This window comes from Nostoc sp. UCD121 (assembly GCF_014222285.1).
GTDB lineage: Bacteria > Cyanobacteriota > Cyanobacteriia > Cyanobacteriales > Nostocaceae > Nostoc.
On the sequence record NZ_JACKZS010000075.1, the window covers coordinates 1 to 25,683 of the forward strand.

At 41.6% G+C, this 25,683-nt stretch carries 21 protein-coding genes and 1 pseudogene; 4 read left to right on the top strand and 18 right to left on the bottom strand.

Going from position 1 to position 25,683, the window contains the following annotated elements; translation table 11 throughout:
* Positions 1–1,102: pseudogene (locus GNF10_RS17140) on the top strand (serine/threonine protein kinase); the annotation flags it as partial.
* A gap of 143 nt (positions 1,103–1,245) precedes the next feature.
* Here GNF10_RS17140 and GNF10_RS17145 read toward each other — a convergent pair.
* Positions 1,246–2,058 (bottom strand): GNAT family N-acetyltransferase, encoded by an 813-nt coding sequence (locus GNF10_RS17145; protein ID WP_185607182.1) that lies wholly within the window; start codon positions 2,056–2,058, stop codon positions 1,246–1,248.
* Between the two features lie 738 nt (positions 2,059–2,796).
* Here GNF10_RS17145 and GNF10_RS17150 point away from each other — a divergent pair.
* Positions 2,797–3,168, top strand: coding sequence for a multidrug efflux SMR transporter (locus GNF10_RS17150; protein WP_185583928.1), 372 nt, complete (start codon positions 2,797–2,799; stop codon positions 3,166–3,168).
* A 53-nt stretch (positions 3,169–3,221) separates the two neighbouring features.
* Here GNF10_RS17150 and GNF10_RS17155 read toward each other — a convergent pair whose 3' ends face one another.
* Positions 3,222–4,196: a threo-3-hydroxy-L-aspartate ammonia-lyase gene (locus GNF10_RS17155; RefSeq protein ID WP_185583901.1), complete on the bottom strand. Its 975-nt coding sequence runs from the start codon at positions 4,194–4,196 to the stop codon at positions 3,222–3,224.
* Positions 4,197–4,404: 208 nt separating this feature from the next.
* Here GNF10_RS17155 and GNF10_RS17160 point away from each other — a divergent pair, with 208 nt between their 5' ends.
* Positions 4,405–5,217 carry an SDR family oxidoreductase gene (locus GNF10_RS17160; protein WP_185583903.1) on the top strand — a complete coding sequence of 271 codons (813 nt, stop codon included), beginning with the start codon at positions 4,405–4,407 and terminating at the stop codon, positions 5,215–5,217.
* Positions 5,218–5,375: 158 nt separating this feature from the next.
* Here GNF10_RS17160 and GNF10_RS17165 read toward each other — a convergent pair whose 3' ends face one another.
* Positions 5,376–6,338 carry a hypothetical protein gene (locus GNF10_RS17165; protein ID WP_185583905.1) on the bottom strand — a complete coding sequence of 321 codons (963 nt, stop codon included), beginning with the start codon at positions 6,336–6,338 and terminating at the stop codon, positions 5,376–5,378.
* Between the two features lie 280 nt (positions 6,339–6,618).
* Positions 6,619–7,719, bottom strand: a complete 1,101-nt coding sequence (gene aroF, locus GNF10_RS17170) for a 3-deoxy-7-phosphoheptulonate synthase (RefSeq protein WP_185583907.1) — start codon at positions 7,717–7,719, stop codon at positions 6,619–6,621.
* A 43-nt stretch (positions 7,720–7,762) separates the two neighbouring features.
* On the opposite strand from aroF, the gene GNF10_RS17175 reads away from it, so the two are divergent.
* A complete protein-coding gene (locus tag GNF10_RS17175) occupies positions 7,763–7,960 on the top strand; it encodes a hypothetical protein (protein ID WP_185583910.1) in 198 nt (65 codons plus the stop codon).
* A gap of 18 nt (positions 7,961–7,978) precedes the next feature.
* Here the strand turns inward: GNF10_RS17175 and trpD are convergent, their stop codons facing one another.
* The 14 genes from trpD to GNF10_RS17245 form a co-directional block, all read right to left on the bottom strand.
* Positions 7,979–9,070, bottom strand: coding sequence for an anthranilate phosphoribosyltransferase (gene trpD, locus GNF10_RS17180; protein ID WP_185583912.1), 1,092 nt, complete (start codon positions 9,068–9,070; stop codon positions 7,979–7,981).
* 123 nt (positions 9,071–9,193) lie between these two features.
* Positions 9,194–10,423, bottom strand: coding sequence for a tryptophan synthase subunit beta (gene trpB, locus GNF10_RS17185; RefSeq protein ID WP_185583914.1), 1,230 nt, complete (start codon positions 10,421–10,423; stop codon positions 9,194–9,196).
* A gap of 57 nt (positions 10,424–10,480) precedes the next feature.
* Positions 10,481–11,707, bottom strand: coding sequence for a tyrosinase family protein (locus GNF10_RS17190; RefSeq protein ID WP_185583916.1), 1,227 nt, complete (start codon positions 11,705–11,707; stop codon positions 10,481–10,483).
* Between the two features lie 156 nt (positions 11,708–11,863).
* A complete protein-coding gene (gene trpA / locus GNF10_RS17195) occupies positions 11,864–12,691 on the bottom strand; it encodes a tryptophan synthase subunit alpha (protein WP_185583918.1) in 828 nt (275 codons plus the stop codon).
* Between the two features lie 146 nt (positions 12,692–12,837).
* Positions 12,838–13,311, bottom strand: a complete 474-nt coding sequence (locus GNF10_RS17200) for a hypothetical protein (RefSeq protein WP_221644646.1) — start codon at positions 13,309–13,311, stop codon at positions 12,838–12,840.
* Positions 13,312–13,335: 24 nt separating this feature from the next.
* A complete protein-coding gene (locus GNF10_RS17205; protein ID WP_185583922.1) occupies positions 13,336–14,289 on the bottom strand; it encodes a zinc-dependent alcohol dehydrogenase family protein in 954 nt (317 codons plus the stop codon).
* Positions 14,290–14,603: 314 nt separating this feature from the next.
* The gene (trpC, locus tag GNF10_RS17210; RefSeq protein WP_185583924.1) at positions 14,604–15,437 is read right to left on the bottom strand and encodes an indole-3-glycerol phosphate synthase TrpC; all 834 of its coding nucleotides are present in this window, start codon (positions 15,435–15,437) and stop codon (positions 14,604–14,606) included.
* Between the two features lie 81 nt (positions 15,438–15,518).
* Positions 15,519–17,723, bottom strand: coding sequence for an anthranilate synthase (locus GNF10_RS17215; RefSeq protein WP_185583926.1), 2,205 nt, complete (start codon positions 17,721–17,723; stop codon positions 15,519–15,521).
* 511 nt (positions 17,724–18,234) lie between these two features.
* Positions 18,235–19,419, bottom strand: coding sequence for a 3-dehydroquinate synthase (locus GNF10_RS17220; protein ID WP_185580595.1), 1,185 nt, complete (start codon positions 19,417–19,419; stop codon positions 18,235–18,237).
* Positions 19,416–20,060: a DsbA family oxidoreductase gene (locus GNF10_RS17225; protein ID WP_185580594.1), complete on the bottom strand. Its 645-nt coding sequence runs from the start codon at positions 20,058–20,060 to the stop codon at positions 19,416–19,418. The genes GNF10_RS17220 and GNF10_RS17225 overlap by 4 nt, the downstream gene beginning before the upstream one ends.
* Positions 20,061–20,370: 310 nt before the next feature.
* A complete protein-coding gene (gene tyrA, locus GNF10_RS17230) occupies positions 20,371–21,414 on the bottom strand; it encodes a bifunctional chorismate mutase/prephenate dehydrogenase (protein ID WP_185580593.1) in 1,044 nt (347 codons plus the stop codon).
* Between the two features lie 17 nt (positions 21,415–21,431).
* Positions 21,432–22,721: a glycosyltransferase family 4 protein gene (locus GNF10_RS17235; RefSeq protein WP_185580592.1), complete on the bottom strand. Its 1,290-nt coding sequence runs from the start codon at positions 22,719–22,721 to the stop codon at positions 21,432–21,434.
* Between the two features lie 253 nt (positions 22,722–22,974).
* Positions 22,975–24,171 (bottom strand): scytonemin biosynthesis PEP-CTERM protein ScyF, encoded by a 1,197-nt coding sequence (gene scyF, locus GNF10_RS17240; RefSeq protein ID WP_185580591.1) that lies wholly within the window; start codon positions 24,169–24,171, stop codon positions 22,975–22,977.
* Between the two features lie 156 nt (positions 24,172–24,327).
* A complete protein-coding gene (locus GNF10_RS17245; RefSeq protein WP_185580590.1) occupies positions 24,328–25,626 on the bottom strand; it encodes a ScyD/ScyE family protein in 1,299 nt (432 codons plus the stop codon).
* Positions 25,627–25,683 lie beyond the last annotated feature (57 nt).

Sequence of the window (25,683 nt, forward strand, 5' to 3'; positions counted from 1 at the left end):
CCCCTCATCTCCTCCCCCATCCTCTTGGTGGACACCAACAAAAATCTTCCTAGTGGCGGCGGTGGTAGGTGGTAGTGTTGGATTAATTTGGTGGGGAGTGAATAGCAGCCGCAACGATATCGGGGAAGTTCAACCTACTCCCACAGCCAGCCCGACTCCAACCAGTAACCAACCAACCGATCCCTTAGCGCAATATTCACCAGCAGAACGGCAGCGTAAAGAAAAATTAAACGATCGCCGTCAACAGTTGGGGATTAACTCTAACTTCTATGTGAACTTGGTAAATCAAGTTTTTTGGGACAGAAATCCTAGTTTAAAAGGGCGCACTCTCAGCGATGGGACTGAAGATGAAGGTTTGCGGGCAGAATGGGATAAAACAGCGTCAGAATTGCTGGAAAAACTAGCACCCCTAAGTTCCAACACCCGCCGGCAACTGGGAACTTATACAAGCGCTGAACGCGATCGCTGGAAAGTGGAAGTCAACAAAATCAACGTTGGTAGTCGTTCTTTGTATGATTTGGGAGACGCTGCATTTTTAAGTGTATTCCCTGAACAGCGTGGTAAAGATTTCCGAGATCAAACCATTGGACAAGTTTGGTACGGTTTTGTTAGCGATAAACTCAGTGCGATCCTCTCCGGTAGCGCTTTTCAGAAACTTGTCTTTGATCCGGGTGCTACTGGCAAAACAGTCAGTGGTAATCTTCAACCTGGTAGTGGCAAAGTATTTATTGCTGGACTTGCTAAAAATCAATCTCTGGAATTGAAACTACAAGCAAATTCCCAAGTTTTATTATCAGTCTATTCACCCTCTGGCAAAATCCAATTTTTAGAAGATTCTACCAAGCGCAGTTTATCAACTAAATTACCAGAAAACGGATTTTATGAGTTTGTCGTGGTTTCCACAGCATCGAAACCAGTAGACTATGAACTCACCGTTACAGCAGAAAATCCCACTCCTCTCCCATCGCCAACACCTACGCCAACATCTACACCCACGGAAACATCCACGCCTGAACCTACGCCTACTCCCACTCCCACAGAAACCCCCACACCTGAACCTACACCTACGCCTAGTGCAGAGGTGACTCCCCAGAAAAATTAAAAATATCGGGGAAATCCAAGTAATGTGACATTAACACTATCCTGCTATAGGACTCATATTTGATTGCGCTTCTTTCCTATTGCCTTCCCACGCAAGTAAATATGGCTACACCACACTGCGCCAACAAAAATCAAAGCGGATTCCTATAGATAAGATTTTTGGTTTTTTTGCGCGTAGTGCGGCTCAACCCCAAATTGTACACTATCAAATATGACTAAGAAATCAATGCTTCCAAACTGCTTATCAATAGCTGGAAGACTACATACTTTAGCACCACTAGCTAAATATATTTTTAGAATATTAGGAATCTCAAGGTTATATGGATCTGGATGTGATTGAGAAACTTCTAAGAAGGACTGTGAATTGGGATAAACCAAAATATTTGGATGCATAAGTGCATTTTGTTGAAAATAATTGTAAGTACAGTAAGCTACTAAAGGATCTTGTGTTGGTAATGAGACACAACCAAGAAGATATTTAGTTTTGGTAAAAGATAAATAATTATTAACCCCTTGCCAAAGCAATACAAATGTTTTAATGCTACGATATTTCTTTGCTATGCATACACGCCCAAGTTCCACACTTAATTGAAGCACCGAATCGGTAATTACATCAATATTAAAGTATTTAGCTGAGTAAAAACCTAAGTTTTCAGATGCTATATTATAAGTTTGTAATCGACAACTTCCAATTATTTGATCGGTTTGTTTGCAAATAATGATTAAATGATCAAAAACTGCATCAAAGTCGTCTTGATCCATCTGAGTCAAGTGAGAAATAGAGTTTCCTATCCCTAGTTCAATATTAAAAGCTTGAAAGCGCAACCTGAAAATTGATTCTAATTCATCTTTGTTTGAAGCAAGTTTTAGGATATAGTTTTCAGTTTCGATTTCGGGAAAATATTTGAAAGAATCAGATGAATAAGTAAGTTCGGATGCAGAACTAATGTTTATCATTGGATTTCGATAATCAATATTGTGTCAGTGAAAGCGCAAGGACTTAGAAATAATGCCTGACAAATCTTACATTAGTGAATATTCTGATGTTGAATAGATAAATATTGTGCTTCTAATTCCACCAGTTATGCTGTGAAAAATCTCTGAAAAACTATTTACTATTATTCAAATCTGTCCGTCATAAATGGTGTTTAAGCAATTAAATCGTTTTCAACTACTATAACTAAGCAGCAGAAACTATAAATCTGAGAGTAAATAAAACACACTGAATGTAACCATGTTTATCAATGGAAGATACTCATATTCAAATTTTTAGCTGTTTTTCTATAAATAATCAAGTACTTGTATTAAGTAAAAAAGACACAATTCTAGCGATTGTGTCTTTTCTTTTGCGTTAAAAGTTGCATTAATGTTGCATTAATGTGGTTTTTTTGAAATTAAATTTTTAGGATTACTAAACCTCATCTATGTTGAAATCTAGAGTTTTTAAAAGATATATTTATGTAGGTTGGGTGGAGTGAAATGCAACCCAATATTACCACCTTATTTATGTTAGGTTACGCTATCGCTGCACCCAACCAACAAAACTACAAAACTACGATTCTCAAGGTAGACGAGATTTACTTATAAAAACATTAATATTTTTTATAAAAGCTGATGATTAAAATTGCAACTAATTTACTGAAGAGAATCAAGAGGTTATTTTTTGTGTCTGGGTTCTAAAATTTTCTTGACATTATGGGATTAAAAATGCTTAATTTTTTACAATTACCCTGGTTAATTGTTACTATATCTGCTTTCTGCAATTGTCTTGGCAATATTCTAATAAAGCAGTCACGTTTAGCAAGTAATAATTCTAGTAGTTTTATTGTAACCATCACTTCCCCTTGGTTTATTGCTGGTTTGATTGCTTACTGTATAGGGTTACTTTTATTCGCCAAAGCACTAGATAAACTTCCGATTTCTATAGTAGTACCAACATCTCAAGGAATTGGATTTATTTTAGTTACTTTTATTTCCTATTGGCTATTTAAAGAAAGTTTGACATTCAACCAAATTATTGCAGTAAGTTTGATCTTTGCTGGGATTGTTGTCATAGCCTATCAATAATTCTGTATTAAAGTACCACCCTGACAATCCCATTCCTTTAAAGGGTGGGAGTGTCAAAATCCATCAGAAAGCAATTTACCAACTTGCGCCAAATCGACATTTCCACCACTGATGATCACACCAATCCTCGACTCTGGTGCTGTCACCACACCTTCGAGTAAGGCTGCGGCTGCAAGTACTCCGGTGGGTTCAACAACAATTTTCAGGCGTTCCCACAAGAAAAACATGGTGCGAAGAATCGCTTCTTCAGATACCGTCACCATATCATCGACGTAATGCAGCACTAAGGGGAAAGTAATTTTACCAAGGCTAGGAGTCCGCGCACCATCGGCGATGGTATCAGGATTCTTGACAGTTTGCAGGGTTTTGGTATGAAAAGAGCGGGTAGCATCGTCGGCGAGTGCTGGTTCTACACCGATTACTTTACAATTGGGTAAAAGTGACTTGGTTGCGATCGCACATCCTGAAAGTAATCCGCCACCGCCACAACAAACTAATAGTAAGTCCAATTCACCAACTTCTTGAATCAGTTCTAAAGCAGTTGTTCCTTGTCCAGCGACTACATGGGGATGATCGTAAGGGGGAATGAGTGTCAAAGAGCGATCGCTTGCTAAACTTTGGGCTAATTCTTCTCGGTTTGTTTCTTGGCGATTGTATAAAATTATCTCTGCACCATAGCCACGAGTCGCAGTTTGTTTGACAATGGGTGCATCATCAGGCATGACAATAGTGGTAGGGATATTGAGGATTTTTCCAGCTAAAGCGATCGCTTGGGCATGGTTTCCTGATGAATAGGTGAGAACGCCTGTTTGTTTTTGGGCTACCGATAGTTGCGCTAAGGCATTGTACGCCCCTCTAAATTTAAATGCCCCGGTGCGTTGAAAGTTTTCGCACTTAAAGAATACTTGGCTATTGGTGCGATCGTTAACGATTGTAGAAGTTAGCACAGGGGTGCGGTGGGCAATCCCTAAAATTCGCTCTTGCGCTGTTTGCACATCAGTTATAGTAACAAAATTAGATTGTGACATTAATGACAATATTAAATGTTTTTGCTCTTGTTTATATAGATACAGATTTTTATATTTGCGTCTCTTATGCTTGATTGAAGCATACTCGTTTCAGGTAGATAGCATCATTTATTGTCTGCATAAAAATAGCTACAGCAAACATTATATATTGTTGTAGCTAAATTTATAAAACTTAAATTAATTCACTCACATTCGCCATTTTTCTAGCATGAATAAAACATCTGAAAGTCGGCAAAAAAAAACTGCTCTAATTACAGGAGCGGCTAGTGGGATAGGCTATCAATTAACCCAGATTTTTGCTCGACATGCTTACAATCTGGTAGTAGTGGATAAAAATGAAGAAAAACTTACTGAAATTGTAAATGAATTTCCGCAAAAATTTGGGATTTTTGTGAAAATTTTGGTTAAGGATTTATCTATCCCAACATCCCCAGAAGAAATTTTTAGAGAACTCCAGCAAGAATCGATCAAAATTGATGTGCTGGTTAACAATGCTGGCTTTGGTACTTATGGAGCATTTAGCGAAACAGACCTCAGTATTGAACTGCAAATGCTCCAGGTAAATATGGTGACTTTGACTCATTTAACAAAGTTATTTCTCAAAGATATGGTCGAGCAAGACTATGGAAAAATATTAAATGTGGCCTCAGCAGCAGCTTTTCAACCGGGGCCTTTAATGGCAGTTTATTTTGCTACTAAAGCCTATGTCTTATCATTTTCAGAAGCGATCGCTAATGAATTAGAGGGTACTGGTGTTAGCGTGACTGTCCTTTGTCCCGGGCCAACAGCAACGGAATTCCAACAAACTGCTGCAATGGAAGATTCCAAGATTGCTAGCGTTAACAGAATGATGGATACGGAAACCGTTGCTAATATTGGTTATCGGGGTTTAATGAAAAATAAAACTGTTGTTGTTCCTGGGATGAGAAATAAGTTATTGACCGAAAGCGTCAGATTTACACCCAGAAATTTAGTTACAAAGGTTGTGAGAAGTATGCACGAACTCAAAAAAAATAGGTAGTTCGATATCCTATACTTTTTTCAACTAAATCGCGGAAGTCATTTTCCTCTGACAAGATAGTAGACAAGGGCATCTACCTGGAATCAAGATGCATTTTTAAAGTATTGCTGTATATTTTTTTGCTCTGACAAAATTGTAAAATTTTCCGGTATAAGTTTTCAAGAACGGATTAACATTGGGTCATAGATTTGAAATTCTTGAACCTCATAATTACCCAAAATCAAGTTAGCTTGTTCAAGTTCATTATCTGTGCCGCTAATAATGAGTATGTAATTTCCTTGCTCAATCTGCTCGTTATAAAAGCGTGCCCAATCATCTGGTATTCCTAGCCTCATAGCGTCAAAACGCTCACTTAAATTAATACCGCTTGAGCCAATTAGTTGAGAAAAATCTTTGCAAATTAAGGAAAGCTGGTTTGCTGAAAAACCTGCGATATACATATCATTAATTGCAGCTTCAACATTATCTATATTATCAAAGCAACTAATAGCATACTTCGTTAGAATCCCATTTCTAGTAGGCATGGCAGCCGGAGAAGTTGTTGTGGTCAGAGCATTTGTAGGTAATTGCTCATTATTGAGAGGCTCGTAAATGCCAAACTCTTCAATACCCCAACGCTGTAAAATTGCTTCTACTTTAGCAATTTCAAAAGATGTACAATCTACGATGATGAAATAGTGTCCATGCTCTACTCGCTCGTTGTATGCTCGAGCTTTCTCTTCTGATATTCCCCAACCAACTAGCGCACCGGCAAAAGTGCCAGTAGCAGCACCAATACTTGCACCAACAAGGGTTGTAACCAAAGCAGTTGCAGCCGCGCCAGCTAACATTATTGGCCCAACTCCAGGGATTGCTAAAGTCCCAAGACCTACTAATAAACCGGTCAACCCACCAACAGCGCCCCCTGAAAGCCCTCCTACTGTTGCACCTTCGTCGGCTTTATCACCAGTGCGCTCTTTAATTTCATCATCGGCAATCTGATGATTGCGCTCTGCATTCTGGACAATTACAGATACTTTTTCCATCGCCAAGCCAGAATCTCTCAACTCGTGTAGCGCCTGTTCTGCATCTCGACGATGAGTAAATACGCCTACAGCACGTTGATATTGACTTAAAACCATTATTACTCCTTAATAGCAGGGGAAATTAATTTCCCATAAATTTAGTTTTTTATTACTTGTAATCTTAAATACTACTTTATTTAACTCGAAACTATCCTAAGTAATAAAAATCATTACGGTTAAGGTAAGAGACGCGATGAATCGCCGAATAATTAGACGCGATGAATTGCCGTCTCTACAATGATTAGACGCGATGAAAACCCGACCAACGGATTCTTTTGTTTAAAAAATCTGTTGATCGGGTTTAGCCATTCACAAAAATTCAGCTTAGATTACATGTCTACTTTGATAGTTTTGGGGCGAAGAGAATGCGGTTGTCATTAATGCTATCAAATGCAGGTGTAGGCCAGCGATCGACGACTTTGCCAATAATTGACATTTCTCGAACTAAGCGGTCAAATTTATCAGGGGTGAGAGATTGAGGCCCATCAGATAAAGCTTTTGCAGGATTGGGGTGAACTTCAATCATCAAGGAATCTGTACCAGCTGCGATCGCAGCCATTGCCATCGATGGCACATATTCTGACCTACCAGTACCATGACTAGGATCAATCATAATCGGTAAATGGGTCAGCGATCGCAACACCGGAAGCACTGATAAATCTAAAGTATTGCGGGCGTATTTGCCATCAAAGGTTCTGATTCCCCGCTCACAAAGAATTACATTTGGGTTTCCAGATGCCAAAATGTATTCTGCTGCCATCAACCACTCGTCAATTGTGGCAGACATTCCCCGCTTCAGCAGCACGGGTTTATCTTGAGCGCCTACCTTTTTGAGCAGCGAGAAGTTGTGCATATTTCGCGCCCCGATTTGGATGATGTCAGCTGTTTTCGCCACTGCTGATAAATCCGCAGCATCCATCAATTCTGTGACGATACCCAAACCAGTAGCTTCCCGCGCTGCTGCTAATAAATCTAAAGCGCTTTCACCATAACCTTGAAAGGCATAAGGTGAAGTGCGGGGTTTGTAGGCTCCACCCCGCAAAAATTGCGCTCCTGCTGCCTTGACGCGCTTTGCCGTTTCGACAATCATCGCTTCATTTTCAACGGAACAAGGGCCAGCTACGATTACGATTGGATGATGTTCGCCGAAATAGACATCACCGTTGGGTGTAGGAACGACAACTTCACTGGCTTCTCCATGTCGGAATTCTCGGCTTACCCGTTTGAAAGGTTGTTGCACTCGTAATACTTGCTCAATCCAAGGGCTGTACTCTTGAACCTGTAATTTATCGATGCTAGTGGTATCACCAATTAGCCCTAGCACAACTTTATGAGTGCCAATGCTTTTTTCTACTGTGACTTTCCAAGTTTCATTCAGTTCTTGACTGATGCGAGTAATTTCTTCAGCAGGTGTACCGTTCTTAAGTATGATAATCATCTGTTTTTCCTTGTGTATAGTTTGTGGGTGTAAAAGCTAATCATTGCAAGTCGATGCATTGGCATTGCAGGTCGATGTATTGACATTGCAAGTCGATGCATTGGCATTGCAGGTCGATGCATTGGCATTGCAAGTCAATGCATTAGCATTGCAGGTCGATGCATTGGCATTGCAAGTCGATGTATTGGCAGCTTTAGAAAACTTGTCTGTACATCGTAGCCTCGTAAAAGAGGGAGGCTAGGTGAAAGAGATTCGTCGTCTAGCGCAAAAATTCAGCAAGTTGTTCTAGTTTTGTCCAAGCCGCGCCGCTTTGCAAAATTTCCTTAGCAAGGACAATACCTTTAACACAACCGACTAAAATATCCGTTTCCCCGTGAATGGCTTCACCAACTTGGAGTGCTAGGGCTGTATTTAAAGCGACAACATCCTGCTGCGCTTGCGTGCCTTTACCTTGGAGAACTGCCTTTAAGATTTCGGCATTTTCTTCGACATCTCCACCCTGCAATGCCGCAGTGGGGGCAAAATTCAAACCAAGTTCTTGAGGGTTCAGCGTTAAAGAACGCACCTTTTTATCTTGGAGTACAGCTAAATCAGTGACATCTGCTAAACCAGCTTCATCTAAACGTTCGCGTCCGTGAACTGCGATCGCTTGTTGACATCCCAATTGCGATAAGGCTTGCACAATTTCCTCTAGTAAAAGCGGATCGTTCACGCCAATAATTTGCCCTGTCGGACGCATGGGATTTACTAGCGGGCCGAGTAAGTTAAAAACAGTCCGCACTTTCAAAGTTTTTCGCAAATTAGCGATCGCTTTGAGTGCAGGATGCCAACCTGGAGCGAACAAAAAGGTGATTCCAACTTCGCCCACTGCGGCTTGTACTTTTTCAGGAGTGGCGTTGAGATTTATCCCCAAAGCTTCCAGTACATCAGCCGAACCAGTCTTGCTGGATGCTGAACGATTGCCATGTTTAGCAACTTTTACCCCGGCGGCGGCAGCAACAAAGGCGACAGCAGTCGAGATATTAAAGGTAGAAGCACCATCTCCGCCAGTTCCGCAGGTGTCAATTAGGGGGACTGGGGACTGGTTAGTGGGTACTGGGGATTGGGATTGTAAGACGCTGGCCATGCCTACTAATTCTTCGGCGGATACACCTTTGGCTTGAATTGCGGTTAAAATCGCTCCTGATAAAACATGGGGAATAGAATCTGTGAGCCAACCTTGCATCAAATCCGCAGCTTGAGGAACCGTCAACGATTGCCGATTTAGCAACTGTTGTAATAAAGCTGGCCAGTTGTAAAACTCAGAAGGGATGGCGATGTTTTCGGGTGGAGTTTTAGTTACAGCTATCATTGTGGTTATTTCTCATTGGACTAGTTCTGAAGGGAGAATAAGTTTGTAGTCAGGACTTTAGTCCTGAATTTTTAAGCACTAAAGTGCTTACTACAAACTCATCTAAATCAATGACATGAACCACTAGGGAATCAAAACTTTGGCGACGGTTTGCACATCTTTGTCACCTCTGCCGGAACAATTGATCACAATGCGGGGATTGCCTTCTAACTCAGGGCAAAGGGTTTCGAGATATGCGATCGCATGAGCAGTTTCTAAAGCTGGGATAATTCCCTCTAGTTGCGAGAGTCTTTGAAAAGCTTCTAACGCTTGTTTATCAGTCACACTGTAATATTCGGCGCGACCAAGATCCTTTAAATAACTATGTTCTGGCCCTACACCGGGATAATCTAACCCGGCGCTAATTGAATGAGCTTCGATAACTTGACCATCATCATCTTGCAGTAAATAGCTCATTGCACCATGCAATACACCTATTTTTCCTTTTGTCAAGGTAGCAGCGTGTTTTTCTGTATTTACACCTTCACCCGCCGCTTCGACTCCAATTAGACGCACTGAAGATTCATGGACAAATTCATTGAATAAGCCGATCGCATTGGAACCTCCACCCACGCAAGCCAGTAAAATATCTGGTAATCCTCCCCATTTCTCCTGGGATTGAGCGCGAGTTTCTACACCAATTACCGCGTGGAAGTCACGGACAATCATCGGGTAAGGATGAGGCCCGGCAACTGAACCCAAGATGTAATGGGTTGTTTCTACATTTGTCACCCAATCTCGAATTGCTTCGGAAGTTGCATCTTTGAGAGTTCCCGTACCCGCCTCTACCGGACGAACTTCTGCACCCATTAATTTCATGCGGAAGACATTCAGCGATTGGCGTTCCATATCGTGGATGCCCATGTAAATCACGCATTTCAAGCCAAACCTAGCACATACAGTTGCAGTGGCTACGCCGTGTTGTCCTGCACCTGTCTCCGCAATAATCCGTTGCTTACCCATGCGTTTAGCGAGCAACACCTGAGCTAAAGCATTATTAATTTTGTGAGCGCCTGTATGATTTAAATCCTCACGCTTTAAATAGATTTGCGGCCCTGTGCCATCTGGTCTAGCGTAGTTTGCTGTCAAGCGTTCAGCAAAATATAATGGGCTGGGTCTTCCGACATAATCACGCAGTAGGTTTTGCAGTTCTGCTTGGAAACTAGGTTCGTTGCGATATTGCTGAAATGCTGCTTCTAATTCACTTAATGCAGGCATTAAGGTTTCAGGAACGTATTTACCGCCAAATCTTCCAAATCTGCCTAAAGAATCTGGTTGGACAGTTGCAGTCTTGATCTCTTGGATGCTTACCATTGGTTAAAATCCTTTTATGTTCGAGTATTTTTTACTTTCGTTCTAATTTTTTAGAACTCATCTTTGCGTTTTTCTTTCCCAAGTTTCGTAGGTATAGCCCAGTTGCCTGTGATTCAAAACGTCTATAGGGCGCACCAAATCGCTAGGGTTAAATTTTGGTAATAGGGATAGTAAATTTCCTAATTCTGTAGCTTTCGGGGTAGACATACCGCCGTCCCAAGGCCACATTAAGTCTTTAAGATTGTGACCGTAAGGCTGACCATCGGCAGGATAAAAATTGCTACCTTGATGACCGTTTTCTTGCCATTCAGCCCAGAGGCGGTCTACGTTGGCATGATGCAACCAAAACACTGGGTCATAAGGGGAACTTGGTATATTGCTCATAGTTCCCAAACCCTTAAATGTTATGGGTGTCGTACTCACATCTATCTGCGCTCCACCCACTAAACCATGAATGTAATTGTGGATGAATCCTCCGGGAGTGACATTACCCTGCTCATCTACAGAGATAAATCCTTCCAATGCAGGGCGAAATAGAGAATAGTCATTAAGACTCAGGACACGCTCAACATCTTTTTTGGGCACTGGATAATCAGTGGCAGGGGGTATTTTGAGAAAGCGTACAAGTGATGTCCCTAATGATGTTCCGGTATCTGGGTCAAGATTTAATTCTGGATTCATAATCCAGCCATTTGCAGCCGCAAAAGCCCCAGTTTGTACAGGCCCGCCTGTAAAATCTCCCTGATTTGGAATGTTGATGGTTACTCCTTGACCGTTAGAACCAAGAAGGTCGTCGTTAAAAACTACATCAAGTGATTTAGGGTCTGTCCAATCCCAGTATGGCAGAGTCACAGTTCGGTCTACTGCTTGCAAAGCTTGTTCAAATCTGCGGATATATTCTCGATGCCAAGGGAAAAATGCAGCATTTTCATGAGCAAGTTCTTGAACTGAACCATCGGAATGTCCTTTATGATTATGAATCAAGCGTGTTGCCCCTAGATGGATGGCAACGAATTGGTCGTAAATACTGACCTTGCTACCTGGGGGAATTGTAGTTTTTAAGGTTTTGATAGCTTTGACAAAGGCTGCTTTCTCTGCTGGTGTCAGGTCAGTTACGCTCTTTCTTACAGCTAATTGAGCATATTGCCCCCGAAGATTTTCATACTTATAGTTTTTATCTTGTCTGTAGTCAATGCGATCGTGGGCGAAGACTGCAAGGGCACAGGTGCTAACTATAAGTAAGCTATAAATTAATATTCTGACAGATTTCAGCAGGAGTTTCATAGTCTTAATAGAGCAGGGAGCAGGGCTTTGTTGGGTTTCACTGCGTTCAACCCAACCTACGAATCTTCCTTTGCGACCTTTGCGACCTTTGCGGTTCGTTATTTTTTATCGAACCACAGAGACGCAGAGAACGCAGAGACAGAAAAGAGAGCTTTTTTACTTTGCGGAAACAACTTGTTGCAGGGATACTGGGGTAATTGCTGTTTTAAGTTCTTGACAAAGCTTTTCTACAGCTTGCAATCTTTCGGTTGGGCTACCTTCGGCTAACCGTTTGACAAAGGCACTACCAACAATCACGGCATCTGCTCCCCATTCCCTTACTTGATGCGCTTGTTCTGGCCCGGAAATACCAAAACCAACGCCGATGGGTTTATCGGTGACGCTTCGCAAGTCGGTAATTAAATCTTTTACGCGGTCTTGGATTTGAGCGCGGATACCTGTAACGCCTGTAACGCTGACTAAGTAGATAAAACCTTGCGATTGACGAGCGATCGCTAAAATCCTATCTTTAGAACTAGTAGGAGCTACAAGTAAAATTACCTCAATCCCAAAAGAAGCAGCAGTTTGAATTAATTCTTCTGCTTCTTCTAAGGGCAAGTCTGGCACTACCAAGCCTTTCACCCCAGCAGTGGCAATTTGCGCCAAAAATGTCTTAATTCCTCGGTGCAAAATGGGATTGTAATAAGTAAATAGAATTATCGGCGCTTTCAGGGTAGGAGTTAAGCCTTCCAACATCTCTAATACTTGCTCTAATTTCGTGCCTTTTTGTAAAGCGCGAGTTGCTGCTGCTTGAATTACAGGCCCATCTGCGAGAGGATCGGAGTAGGGAATGCCCAACTCGATAAAGTCAGCACCGTTGCGATCTAAGATACGTAAAGCTTGGGCAGTGGTTTCTAAGTTAGGATCGCCTGCTGTGATAAAGGGGATTAAAGCACACTGTTGGCGATCGCGTAAAGTTTGAAAGGAATCAGAGATAGAAGTCATTTTGAGAAATAGTTAATGATTAGTTAATAGTAGGACTTAGGCAAAATCATGATAAAACGAACCGCAAAGGACGCAAAGGACACGAAGGAATAAGAGTTTCAGAGAGTTCTTGCGTGAGTTCTGAATAGTTTTGGAAGAATCAACATTTAGGAATTAGCGATATCCACGCTATATTTGTTGTTATCGAGTCTTTTTGCTCCGTCAGCAAGTCTTTTATCTCCGTTAATGAGGCTTTTATCTCCGTTAACGAGTCTTTTATCTCCGTTAACGAGTCTTTTATCTCCGTTAACGAGACTTTTATCTCCGTTAACGAGTCTTTTATCTCCGTTAATGAGGCTTTTATCTCCGTTAATGAGTCTTTTATCTCCGTTAACGAGTCTTTTATCTCCGTTAACGAGTCTTTTATCTCCGTTAACGAGTCTTTTATCTCCGTTAATGAGGCTTTTATCTCCGTTAATGAGTCTTTTATCTCCGTCAACGAGTCTTTTATCTCCGTTAACGAGTCTTTTATCTCCGTTAACGAGTCTTTTATCTCCGTTAATGAGTATCAAAGCTTCATTATTTAAAATTGGAGATTCTAGCAATAGGTAATGGTTTACAGAAGGGCACAAATTAACCATGAGCGATAAACCATAAATATTAATTTATACAACCTGTACAACAACCTTGCCGCGTATACTTTCGCCGCCTTCCTCAAGTGTTTGATGTGCTTGGGCTAGCTGATGAAGTCCAAAAGTCTTCCCAATAACGGGTTTGATTTGACCTCGTTCAATTAAGGTTCTTAGGGCATCAAGCTTGGGGCGGGTCTGGTCTAAGTGGGCAAAATGGACAGTAATATTTTTGAAGATAGCGATATTAAAGTCACCTGCAACTCCTGTGACAGTAACAGCGCGACCTTCAGCTTTGGTAACAACCAAACTTTTGGCTAGAATTTCACCGCCAACAGTAGTAAAGGTTACATCAACGCCTTTACCATTGGTTTCTTGCATAATGATGTTGATAAAGTCTTCGTTGCGGTAATCAATCGCTCTATCTGCACCTATTGACTTGACAAAATCGGCATCATAACCGCCGCAGGTTGTGTAAACGTAAGCGCCTGCCGCTTTAGCTATTTGAATGGCGAATGTACCGACACCACCAGCACCACCATGAATCAACACGGTTTCACCAACTTTGATATCTGCTCTAGTGATGAGTGCAGCCCAGGCTGTACCCCCTGCCACAGGTACGCTAGCAGCTTCTAAATGGGATATATTTGTGGGCTTTTTGGCAATAGTTGATTCATTGGCGATATGATACTCCGCATTAGCACCGCCACCTTCATCATGTGCAATGGCATAATAAACTTCATCACCTACCTGAAAATCTTTAACATTTTCGCCAACTGCCTCAACGACACCGGAAACGTCAAAGCCTAGAATTGCAGGTAGTTTAACCCTTGGGCCGAAAATTCCTTGGCGCATCCCGCAGTCTGCGGGGTTCACTGAGGTGGCATAAACCTTAACTAAAACTTCGTTGTTCTTTGGTGTCGGTTTATCTACTTCGGCTTCTGTAAAGACTTCTGGGTTTCCGAAGTTTGTGATTACCATCGCTTTCATACAATTGCCTCAAAGCAAAATAAAAAATAGGGAAAGGGTTAATGGGGAAGGGAAAAGGGAAGAAGTATTTTCTTTTACCTTTAAATTTCCCCTTAACCCATCTTCTGCATGAAGCCTATTTTTGCAAAGATTCTTCCAAGGGTCTTAGAAAGTAATACGATTCAGTTAAGGTTTAACTCTTTGTCAAAGTAATTTTTTTTAACGAACCGCAAAGGCGAGGCAGCGCGGTCTTGGGGGTCTCCCCCATGAGCGACTGCCGTCGCAAAGAACGCAAAGGAAGAGAAGAAAGAAATACTGAACTGAAATGTATTGCTTTAGAGAGGAGCGAGTGTTAGCAAAGTACGCACAGCTTGTTCTACATCGCTTTGTTTAACTAAAGACTCTCCGACTAAAACCGCACGTACACCAGCTTCAGCGACAAGAGATAAATCAGCAGGTGTATACAGTCCAGATTCACTGACGACAGTGATATCTAAGCTTTGCAAATATTGCTGGCGCTGTGCTAAAAGTTGCTGGGTTATTCCTAAATCAACCGTAAAATCTTCTAGATTGCGATTGTTGATTCCTACTAAATGTAAGTCGTCAAGCTTAAGAACTCTATCCAATTCAGCCAAAGTATGGACTTCTACCAGTGCATTCATGCCCAAATCGTGAATTACTTGCAGAAAGTTTTGCAGTTGTTGGTCTGATAAAATAGCGGCAATCAACAAAACGGCATCTGCACCTGCTGTCCGTGCTAGATAGATTTGATAGGGGTCGATGATAAATTCTTTGCAGAGTAGAGGTAATGCAACGTGCGATCGCACACGCCGCAGATTGTCAAAACTGCCCTGAAAGAACTTATGATCAGTGAGGACTGATAGACAAGCTGCACCACCTCGTTCATAAGCTTGAGCGATCGCTACTGGATCAAAATCAGCCCGAATAATCCCACGGCTAGGTGATGCCTTTTTTACCTCGGCAATTAAGCTAGGTTGGCTAGGATTTTGTTGTAAAGCAGCTAAGAAATTTCGGACAGGTGGAGCCGTAATTAATTGCTGTTGCAAAGAAGCTAAAGGAAGTTCCTGCTGCATCTGTGCAACTTCTTGCCTTTTATGCAACACAATCTCTTCAAGAATATGGCGGGAAGTAGCAACTTGGTTAATCATAATCTGTTAGCAGGGAGCAGGTGGTCACTGAGCGTAGCCGAAGTGGAGCAGGGAGAATAACTAATGACAAATGACCAATGACTAATGACCAATGACTAATGACTCTTCGATTTGCGTATATGCACGCACCACATTTTTAATGATTTCCAGACCGACTTCTCCCGCTAAAGTCATGATTGATTCTGGATGAAACTGAACGGCGGCGATAGGAAGTGTCTGATGTTCAATACCCATAATTACGTTGTCATCAGAAATCGCTGTCACCTTCAGTTCTTTTGGTAAATATTCAGGGAGAGCAAACAATGAGTGATATCTACCCACGGTAAAGGATTCTGGTAAATTCTTGAAGGTAATAGAATCTGAATTAGTAACGAAAATCCGTGAAGATTTTCCATGTTGAGGATAGTTGAGAACTCCCAATTGTCCATCAAAAGCTTCAACGATGCCTTGTAGCCCTAGACAAACTCCAAAAATGGGAATTTTGCGATTAAGGATAGCACCGACAGTCTGGGGAACCCGAAAATCACTTGGTCTACCAGGGCCGGGAGATAAAACAACTAAGTCAGGGCGTTCTGTATCGAATAGCGATTCTGAGAAACCATGACGGAGTGTGGTGACAGTTGCACCAGTTTGGCGAATGTAATTAGCTAATGTATGAACAAATGAATCTTCATAATCTATTAGTAAGATGCGTTTGCCAGTTGCCACACTTGGAAGGATTTTAGTTGATTTTATGGAACTGGATTCATGAATTTTGTGACTGCTTTGCTTAACACGGCGAATCGTTTCAAATAAAGCAGCCGCCTTGGTGATTGTTTCTTGTTCTTCTGCTTGGGGTATGGAGTCATAAAGGACAGTAGCACCAACTCGCACTTCGGCAATGCAATCTTTTAATCGGATTGTCCGCAGAATTAAGCCAGTATTTAAATTCCCATTGAAGTTTAAATAACCGACTGCGCCACCATACCAACGTCGGGCGCTACGTTCGTGCTGTTCAATAAAATCTATGGCGGCTTTTTTGGGTGCGCCGGTGACTGTAACCGCCCAAGTGTGGGAAAGGAAGGCATCTAAGGCATCAAATTGCGATCGCAGTATTCCTTCAACATGATCTACTGTATGAATTAAATGGCTGTATAATTCAATTTGGCGACGACCAATGACTTGAACTGAGCCAGGTTCGCAGATTCGGGATTTGTCATTGCGATCGACATCAGTACACATGGTCAACTCAGCTTCATCTTTGTGGGAGTTGAGTAAATGACGAATTTGCACCGCATCATCGAGAGCATCTAGTCCCCGGCTAATAGTGCCACTAATGGGACAAGTTTCTATCCGCTTGCCTTCAACTCGCACAAACATTTCTGGAGATGCGCCAATCAGATATTCTCCACCTAAATTAAAAATAAATCCATAAGGACTAGGATTTATATCCTTTAAAGTTTCAAATAATTTACTCGGTTCATCTTCATAGCCTTCAAAAAAGTTTTGGCTAGGAACAACTTCAAATAAATCGCCTCTGCGGAAATAATCGAGTGCAGACTCAACTTTTTTCGCATATTCGCCTACTTTATGGTCAGCCGTTTGATTAGGGGTAAGATGTTTTCCACGATAATCAACAGACTCACCTGTTCGAGGCAGATTCTTTGTATTGCCATGCGGTGTTTCAAAATCATATTGTAGACGAAACGCGCTTTGTTGATAATAGTCAACAACTATCAATTCATCAGGGAGATAAAGCACCAAATCACGCTGATCTGTAGGACGTTCCAGACGTTGGGTAATTGGTTCAAACTGAAAAACTAAGTCATAACCAAAAGCCCCATACAATCCTAAATGCTCATCTTCTTGGCTAGAGAAAATATGTAGAATTTCGCGGACAACTGTAAATGCTGAAGGTTGCTTACTGCGTTCTTCTTCAGTAAATAATCTCTTGCTAGCTTTAACAAAGCCGACAATATTATTATTGTCTAAAGTAACTTTTTCAAGTTGCTTTGAGTTGGATAAATACTCTAATAGTAATGGTAGAAGTACCTGACCGCGTTCATTCAACGCTATCAGATTGAAAGCATTTTCTTGTGTACTTAATTCTAATGGTGGATTGACAAATCCGATCGCCCATCTTTTATATCTGCCTGGATATTCGTAGCTGCTTCTTAACAAGCCGCCACGCTGAGAATTTAAGTGAAATAGAATATCTTCGAGGGCAGTGTCCATCTTCACTTCGGTGATGGAGCGAGAAACAATTACGCCGCCAAGGGTTTTGTAAGAACGGGAATTAAAAATCATGGGTAATTCCTCTTTAAGAGTTATTAGTCATTGGTCGAAAGCTATTAATGATTATTAGTAGTTGTTTACAGATAAATAACAGCTTAGATATTTGATATTAATCTAAACCAGCCTATTTAAATCTGCGGATTATTTGGGGGAAAGGTAATTAAAAACTTTTCGCTTCTTATTTAAGAGTACTAGATATCAAGCAAATAATACATTGAATAATTTTTAGATTGAATGTCAATTTATTCGTTTTTTCTACTAATTATTTATTACTTTTGTTGATAATGAATTTAAAGTTATTTGCCTCTCTCAAAAGTAGTAGATTATCTCAATATTTAGGATTATCTCTTTGCTTTTAAAATCCTTCAATATGCCTCATCAAATCTCTTGTTATTTCTCAGCGCTCTCTGCGCCTCTGCGGTTTAAAAGTTTATTGAACCACAGAGGCACAGAGGGCACAGAGTAAAGATAAATATTAGTGACCCTAATTTTTACCAACTTTGAAAGGGCTAGTTGTAAGATCCTAAAATTCCCGCAACAGTGATATTGCTTGCCTATATAACAACAAATTCACCTCATGGACTTCAATTGCTTTCCCAATACTTTTTAGCAACGTTAAAGTCAATTCTCCACCCAAGTGTTCGCGGAACTCAGTTAAACCCCGGAACAAACAATCAGGATGTTCTAGTTGTGATAGTTTTTCAACCATTTCTGGGACATACAGTGTGAAACCCAACGCCGATAAAGTATTTAATATCCGTTGCCATTCTGAGCAATCAAGCAATCCTGCTAAATAAGAATAGGTGCTATCCAAAGCGATACCGATCGCAACGGCTTCGCCATGACGCAAGCGATAATTTGTCAAATGCTCCAGTTTATGAGCCGCCCAATGTCCAAAATCTAGGGGACGAGAGGAACCCATCTCAAAAGGATCGCCGCTATTGGCAATATGTTCAAGGTGCAACTGGGCGCAACGATAAATAACTTCTTGCATAGCATCCATATCTCGCCGCCCCAGGGCTTTGCTGTGAGAATGGATAAAATCAAAAAACTTAGCATCCTTAATCAGCGCCACTTTTACGGCTTCTGCAATCCCAGAACGCCAATCGCGATCGTCTAGGGTTGTCAAGAACGCAGAGTCATTTATAACTGCATAAGGTGGCGCAAATGTGCCGAGAAAGTTCTTTTTACCAAAGGCGTTGATGCCGTTTTTTACTCCAACCCCAGAATCATTTTGCGCTAACACCGTTGTCGGAACCCGAATCAGGCGAATTCCCCGGTGAGCAGTTGCAGCAGCGTATCCTACCAAATCCAATACCGCCCCGCCCCCGATCGCTAACACATAAGAATGGCGACATAATCCGGCTGTTTCAATGAGTTGCTGGATTTGCTCTACTAAAGTGCGATCGTTTTTGGCAGCTTCTCCTCCCGAAATTATCATCGGTTCGGCTGCGATCGCTAGTACCTCTCCATAAAACTTGGTATAAGCAACTAATTGCTTCAGCAATTCCGGTTGATACTTTAATATTCCTGCGTCTACCACCGCAACTACTTTCTTCGGCTTTGTCTCCTCATCTGCCGAAATTACTTGCGCTAGGGTGGGGTTTTTCAACTCAAATAAATTTTGGGTGAAATAAACCTCATAGTTAAAAGTAACCGAAACACGTTGATGAATTAATTTACTTTTTTGCTTGATGTCAACAATCATATTTTTGCAGGTATATCTAAAAGTGCAGCACTATTCAAAGCCTCAAGGAAAACCTCTACCGAGTGAGAACCATTTACCTTGACTTGATTATTCATGATGAAAAACGGCACACTGTTGATGCCATTTAACCGAGCAAATTCCGATTCAGTAACAACTACATCAGCTACATCACGATTGTTTAATTGAAACCTTAATTCGGTACTATCCATTTGGTATGCTGTACCGATTGCAACAATAACGTTAATATCTCCAATGTTCAAACCCTCTTCAAAGTAAGCTCTATAAATAGCTTCTACAACATCATTTTTTACGTTTCTGGGTGCGAGTGCAATCAGTTGATGAGAAAGCTGAGTATTGACAGCTAAACCGATTTTTTCAAAATCTAACTTAACTCCAGCCGCCTCACCTGCACGTTGCGTATAATCAAATATCTGTTGCAGTTCTTCCGCTTTAATCCCCTTCCTATCCTGCATAAAGTTACGAAATTCGTATCCCTCAGCAGGAACAGTATTATCCAGCAGAAAGGGATGCCATCGGATATTTACCTCTTGTTCTTGCCATTGTGCCAGTGCATCAAACAGATGCTTTTTCCCAATTCTGCACCAAGGGCAAACAGTATCATGAAAAATGTCTATCAGCATATTTTTCTTTATTCATCCATTTCTTAATGGGGCTGCACCAAGTTTTCTTGCCTCTCTCTCTCTTTCTTCCTTAGAGGATGTTTGAAAAGTCCTCTTGTCGGTAGCAAAACGTTTTAGATCCCCCTAAATCCCCCTTAAAAAGGGGGACTTTGATTCCGGTTCCCCCCTTTTTAAGGGGGGTTAGGGGGGATCAATAAGTGCCTAAAATCACAGCCAACTACTTTCCAAACAACCTCTTAGCGTCCTTTGCGGTTCGTTCCTCATAAAAAATTATTATTCAAATGCCAATATTCTGTGGCTTAAAATCTCTTTAGATACCCGTTGCATTTAAAGGCTGGAGAAAACTATTAATTTTCCCTTCAAAAAAACCTTGAGTATTCTCAAATTCTTTAATTAATGCCTCTCTATCCTTCCTAGCCACTAGTTTAGCCAACCGGCTGTAAGTATTAGCCAAAAAGCTAATAGCATTACATCTTTCTTCAGTAGCTAGCATAATATCAACACATAAATTAGGATTTTGAGAAAACAAACGTTTCACAATATCAATTTCTTGACGATAATTAGGAGTTGACATTGTTAAACTCTGTTCTATCTCAACTCTTGTTTGTGCCAAGAAAACACCAAGACTAAATCTACAGAAATGCTGCGTTGCTTGAATAACCACCATCATCTGATCGTGTTCTTCAGGCGTGCAAACAATTAATTCACCACCTTTAGCTTTCAGAAAATCTAATAGCCATTGAAATGAATCATCGTTTCGACCGGGACACACAACCACTTTTTGCCCCAAAAACGATTTGATATTTGGCCCAAACATGGGATGTAAACCCATAACAGGGCCGCAATGGTGTTCGAGCATTGCTTGAGTAGGCTGTGTTTTAATACTTGTGATGTCACACAAAGCTGTAGTTGGAGCGAGATATTTTGCTGCCCGCTTGATAACATCAACCGTATATTCAATAGGAACGCTTACTAATACTAATTCTGCCTGACTTAACAGTTTATCTGCATATTCCCAATCATTATGTTCGAGAACACTAACATTGTGGCCTACGACTGAAAGCTGCTCTTTAAATAATCTTCCCATCCTGCCGTGTCCACCGATGATGGTAACTTGTCTGGGAATAACATCATTTGTGGCAGATTTAGGGATACTTGCATGACAACTCTTTACTACACCCGCCCAAACAGACTCAGGAATACCAGCTTGAGCGAGTAGGGGAGCGACATCAGCCAGTTGTTCATCTAAAGAAGGCTGTTCTGATGCTAATAATGATATGCGATCGCTAAGTAAGGCGATCAAGCTCTGGTCAGTTTTTTTAAGCTGATCTGAATAAGAGGATTTCAGAGGCATTTTCCCGTCCCCAATTTTCAAATATCAACAAGTGATTCTTTAGAACTTATTTCTGGTAACATATCCAAGTTTGTTGCTTTTTTAGCGATCGCATCAGCAAATAACTCTTCATATCGGTCTAGCGCTTGCTCAAAGGAATAGTTCTCTACCGCAAACTTTCTTCCCTTACGTCCTAATTGCGCTGCTAATTCCGGTTGATGATATAAATCCAGCACCGCCGCAGCCAAAGCATCTGCTGACTCAGGCTCAACGATAACACCGCCACCACTTTGTCTGATGGCTTTGGCAGCAGTCCCTGTGGCGGGAACCGAACCTACAATTGGGCGACCACTGGCTAACAACAGTGGTATTTTAGAAGGCATATTGAAGGAAATCACATTCCGCTTTTGCACAATCAGCCCCACATCAGCGGCCGCTAACATTTGTGGTAGTTTTTCTCGCACTTCCAATGGTAAAAGCAAAACGTTATCTGCACCGCAAGCAAGACAATGTTTTTGCAACCTTTCGAGTGCTTGAGATTCGCCTGCTACGACAAAGATAATTTCTTTTAGATGACGTAAACGGGCTGCTGCTTCTATTACTGTTTCTAAACCTTGTGTAAGAGCAATATTACCTGAATAAAGGACTACAAATTTACCATCAAGTTGATGGATAGCTCTCCAAGAGTTATTTTCCTTTGGTAAAGGGCGGATAAAATTTAGATTTACCCAATTGGGAATGCAGGTAACTTTATTGGCAGGTACACCTTTATTTTTTAAATTATCTACAAAACCATCGGCTATGACGCTAATAGTATGTGCAGTCCGGTAAGCGAATTTTTCTAAAGCTTCCAGAGCTTTAATCATCAACTTATTCTTAATTAGCCCAACACGCACACCAGCTTCTGGAAGAATATCTTGCACATTTAGTACTACCGGGCAGTTGTATAGCCAACCGATCAAAGTTGCAGGTAAACAAACTAGTAGCGGCGGTATGGTTAAGAGAATTACATCAGGTCGCTCGCCCTTGAGGGCTTGTGGCAAACTTGTAAAAACAAAGCTCAACTCTAGCAGTAGGCGGTCTACAAGGTTAGGTTTAGACTTAATCCGCAGGTAACTACGCTGAATTTTGACACCGTTTTTCTGTTCAGTAACATATAACTTACCTCGATACCCGTCGTAAATCTGGCGCTGAGGATAGTTAGGCATACCTGTAATTACCCGCACTTGATGCCCTCGCTTCACCAGCCCTTCTGCTAGTTCAGTCATCAAAGGTGCAATACCAATTGGTTCTGGATGATAGTTGTATGAATAAATCAGAATTTGCATAAACTATTAATTTCCTGGAAGCACCTTGATAATGTTGGCTTTGTTGTGTTTATTTTTTCCTTGTTCGTAAGGTGAGCGCTGCCCACCTAGTGCTGTCAAAGTTAGTTTGGATTAGACTGTAAATTTCTATTCATTAACTAGTACTTTATCAAGCGATCTTTGCAGTAAGTACTTTAGTCCTTAGAAAATAAAGACTAAAGTCCTTGCTAGGAACTAGCTTACGCATCAATGCTATTCAAACAAGCATCGGAACTCAGCATTGCTTTTGGAGTTCTTTATCTAAACTGAAGACTGGCTTTTGTTGTCCACGTTTCCGCAATGTGACGGTAGCAGCCCCAAGTCCAAGCAATGCTAGACCCAATGCTGAACTAGATTCCGGTACTTGCTTTCTGTCTTCTACGTTTATCACTTGGACACGACCTTGGAAGAAATCGCCCACATAAAGCTTGCCATCTTTGTAGCTTGTGCCACCCGTCCAGTTAAATCTGCCGGGAGTGAGGTCGAGGGGGTTGCCAAAAGGAGGGCCAGTTAATGCTGGAGGTGGTACCGGATTACCTGACGCATCGCGGGCATTTTCACCGAAGGAAGTCAAGAAGTTACCGTTTTTATCAAACACCTGTAGGCGGCTGTTGATAGAATCAGCTACATAAACATTCTCTTGGTCGTCCACTTCGATGCCAATTGGCTGAAGAAGCTGTCCAGGGCCGCTACCTGCTGAACCAAATGCCAATAGAGGATTACCATTTGGATCAAGTACTTGAACACGGTTGTTATACTGGTCAGCTACAAAGATATTTCCACTAACTGGGGAAATTCTTACACCTGCTACACCTTGGAATTGCCCAGGTGCAGTGCCCACAGTGCCACCAATGACACCAATTTGCTGTCCGTCTGATGTGAATTTAAGGATTCTTTCGCCATTAAAATCACCTACGTAAACGTTGCCAGTTTTGTCAAATGTCACACCAGATGGCCCAAAGAAAAGCCTACCCTCTACGAGAGGGGTAAATTCTCCATTTGCAAAGGATCTGATAAAGTTACCCTGAGAATCGAATTGATTGATGCGGTTGTTGTAAACATCACCTGCATACAAATCCCCTGTTACAGGATTAAAGTCTACAGTTGTTGGCTCATCAAACTGTCCGGGCCCTGTGCCACCGGAGCCAATTGCACCAATATACTCACCGGTTGGACTAAATTTTTCAATTTTGTTACCGAGGTTGTAGTTAGGAGTACCATCTGGGTTGACACCGCGTCCGTTAGCTATGAGGGTATTCCCTTGGCTATCCACCGCTATCCCTTGAGGGACAAAGAGTTCTCCAGGGCCGAAGCCAGGACTACCAATACTTCTGTCGTAAGTTAATGTTACAGCCTTGGCTTGGGCTACTGTTGCCAACACCATGAATCCAGTACCGAGAATGCCGATTGACAAATTTTTGACTAATCCCATAAGTTTTAAGCCTTGGTGCTATGAGGTATACTCGTTCCTAGACTAATTTCGTTCCCAGTCCCAGTTTGGGAAATCTAAAATTTGGGCTGCTGCCTCTTGTTTGAAATGCAACTTTCTCTGTGAGGCAGCAGCCTATTCTGTAAGCTTTACCAGGAATTAGACAGTCTCTGCTTTCACTAATTCTTTGCTGCGTTTGCGCTTCAGCATTGAAGTCGCACCTAAAGCACCAGCTACTATCAGACCCATTGCAGAGGTAGGTTCGGGGACTTTGGCTACTCTCGGATCAATCTTGATAACTTGTCCAGTGCCTGCAAGTCTGGCTCGGTTTGCAATATACAAATTACCATCAGGTCCATAGGTGATACCAGAAGCGGCTTCTAGTCCATCACCACTCCAGATTGTTTCACGAGTTCCATCGGTGGCTATTTTGATCAAAGAACCACTAATATCACCAGTGATAATACCGCCCTGTTGAATTTCTTTCCATTCGGAAGTATTGATGTGTTGTAAGGCGTACAAATTGCCATCAGGGTCATAAGCTACGCCAGTCAGTTGGGTAAAGCCATCGGCAATAGTTTTGATTGACAAATCATCGCCATTGACGCTAAATATCCGTGCTTCTCCTTCTGGATAGGGAAAATAAGTGTATTCGCTAACTGTTAAACTGCCATCTGGAGCGATCGCAATTCCAGTCGGTACTGATTGCTGTGTTACAGGTAGTGCAGATGGATCTACATCTGGCCCAAGATCAGGATATTCGAGTTTATCTCTATCTATACTTTTCAGAGGAAATGCAGCTACATTCTTAATTCCACTGCCATCGAGCCCCACAGAATATATTGTGTTTCCACCGCCATCAACCATGTAAGCAGTGTCACCTTTAATTGCAAAGGCATAAGGGTTGGAAATTAAATCAGTGCCATCAGGATTAAATGCAGTTTCATAAGCTGCAAAATCGGCAAGAGTTGTCAACCCACCAGTGTTTAAGTCTACTTTGTATAATTTACCAAGGTCGGGTGATTGCAAAACGGTATCACGGTTAGTTGGATCGCCTGCAAGACCGGTCAAAAGATAAGCGTTACCTAGAGAATCAAATTTGATATCCGCAGGGCCGGCTGCTTGTTCTCCAGAAGGCGATAATGCTAAAGAAGTTAGATTTGAAATAATACTTGTTTTTGTACCGTCCTGAGCAATTTTGAGCAGGGAGCCATTTTGCCCAGCACATAAGGGAATAAACCCGGCGCTAGGTGATGGGATGCATCTTCCATCTTTTCCGTCACCGCCAGAACCACTTTCTGTAACATAGAGGTTGCCACTAGAATCAAAGCCGATTCCGCGTGGATTACTAAGACCATCGGCAACTACTGTTAAGCTTGCAGCTTCTGCTGATTTTGGTGCAGAAACGGCAGCAATGCAAACTGTCAAAAGTGTAAGAGTAAGTGATTTGAGTTTCATACCTTTAGAAATTTAGAGTTAAGTAAGTGGAAAACTTTATGGGTTTAAAGACAACGA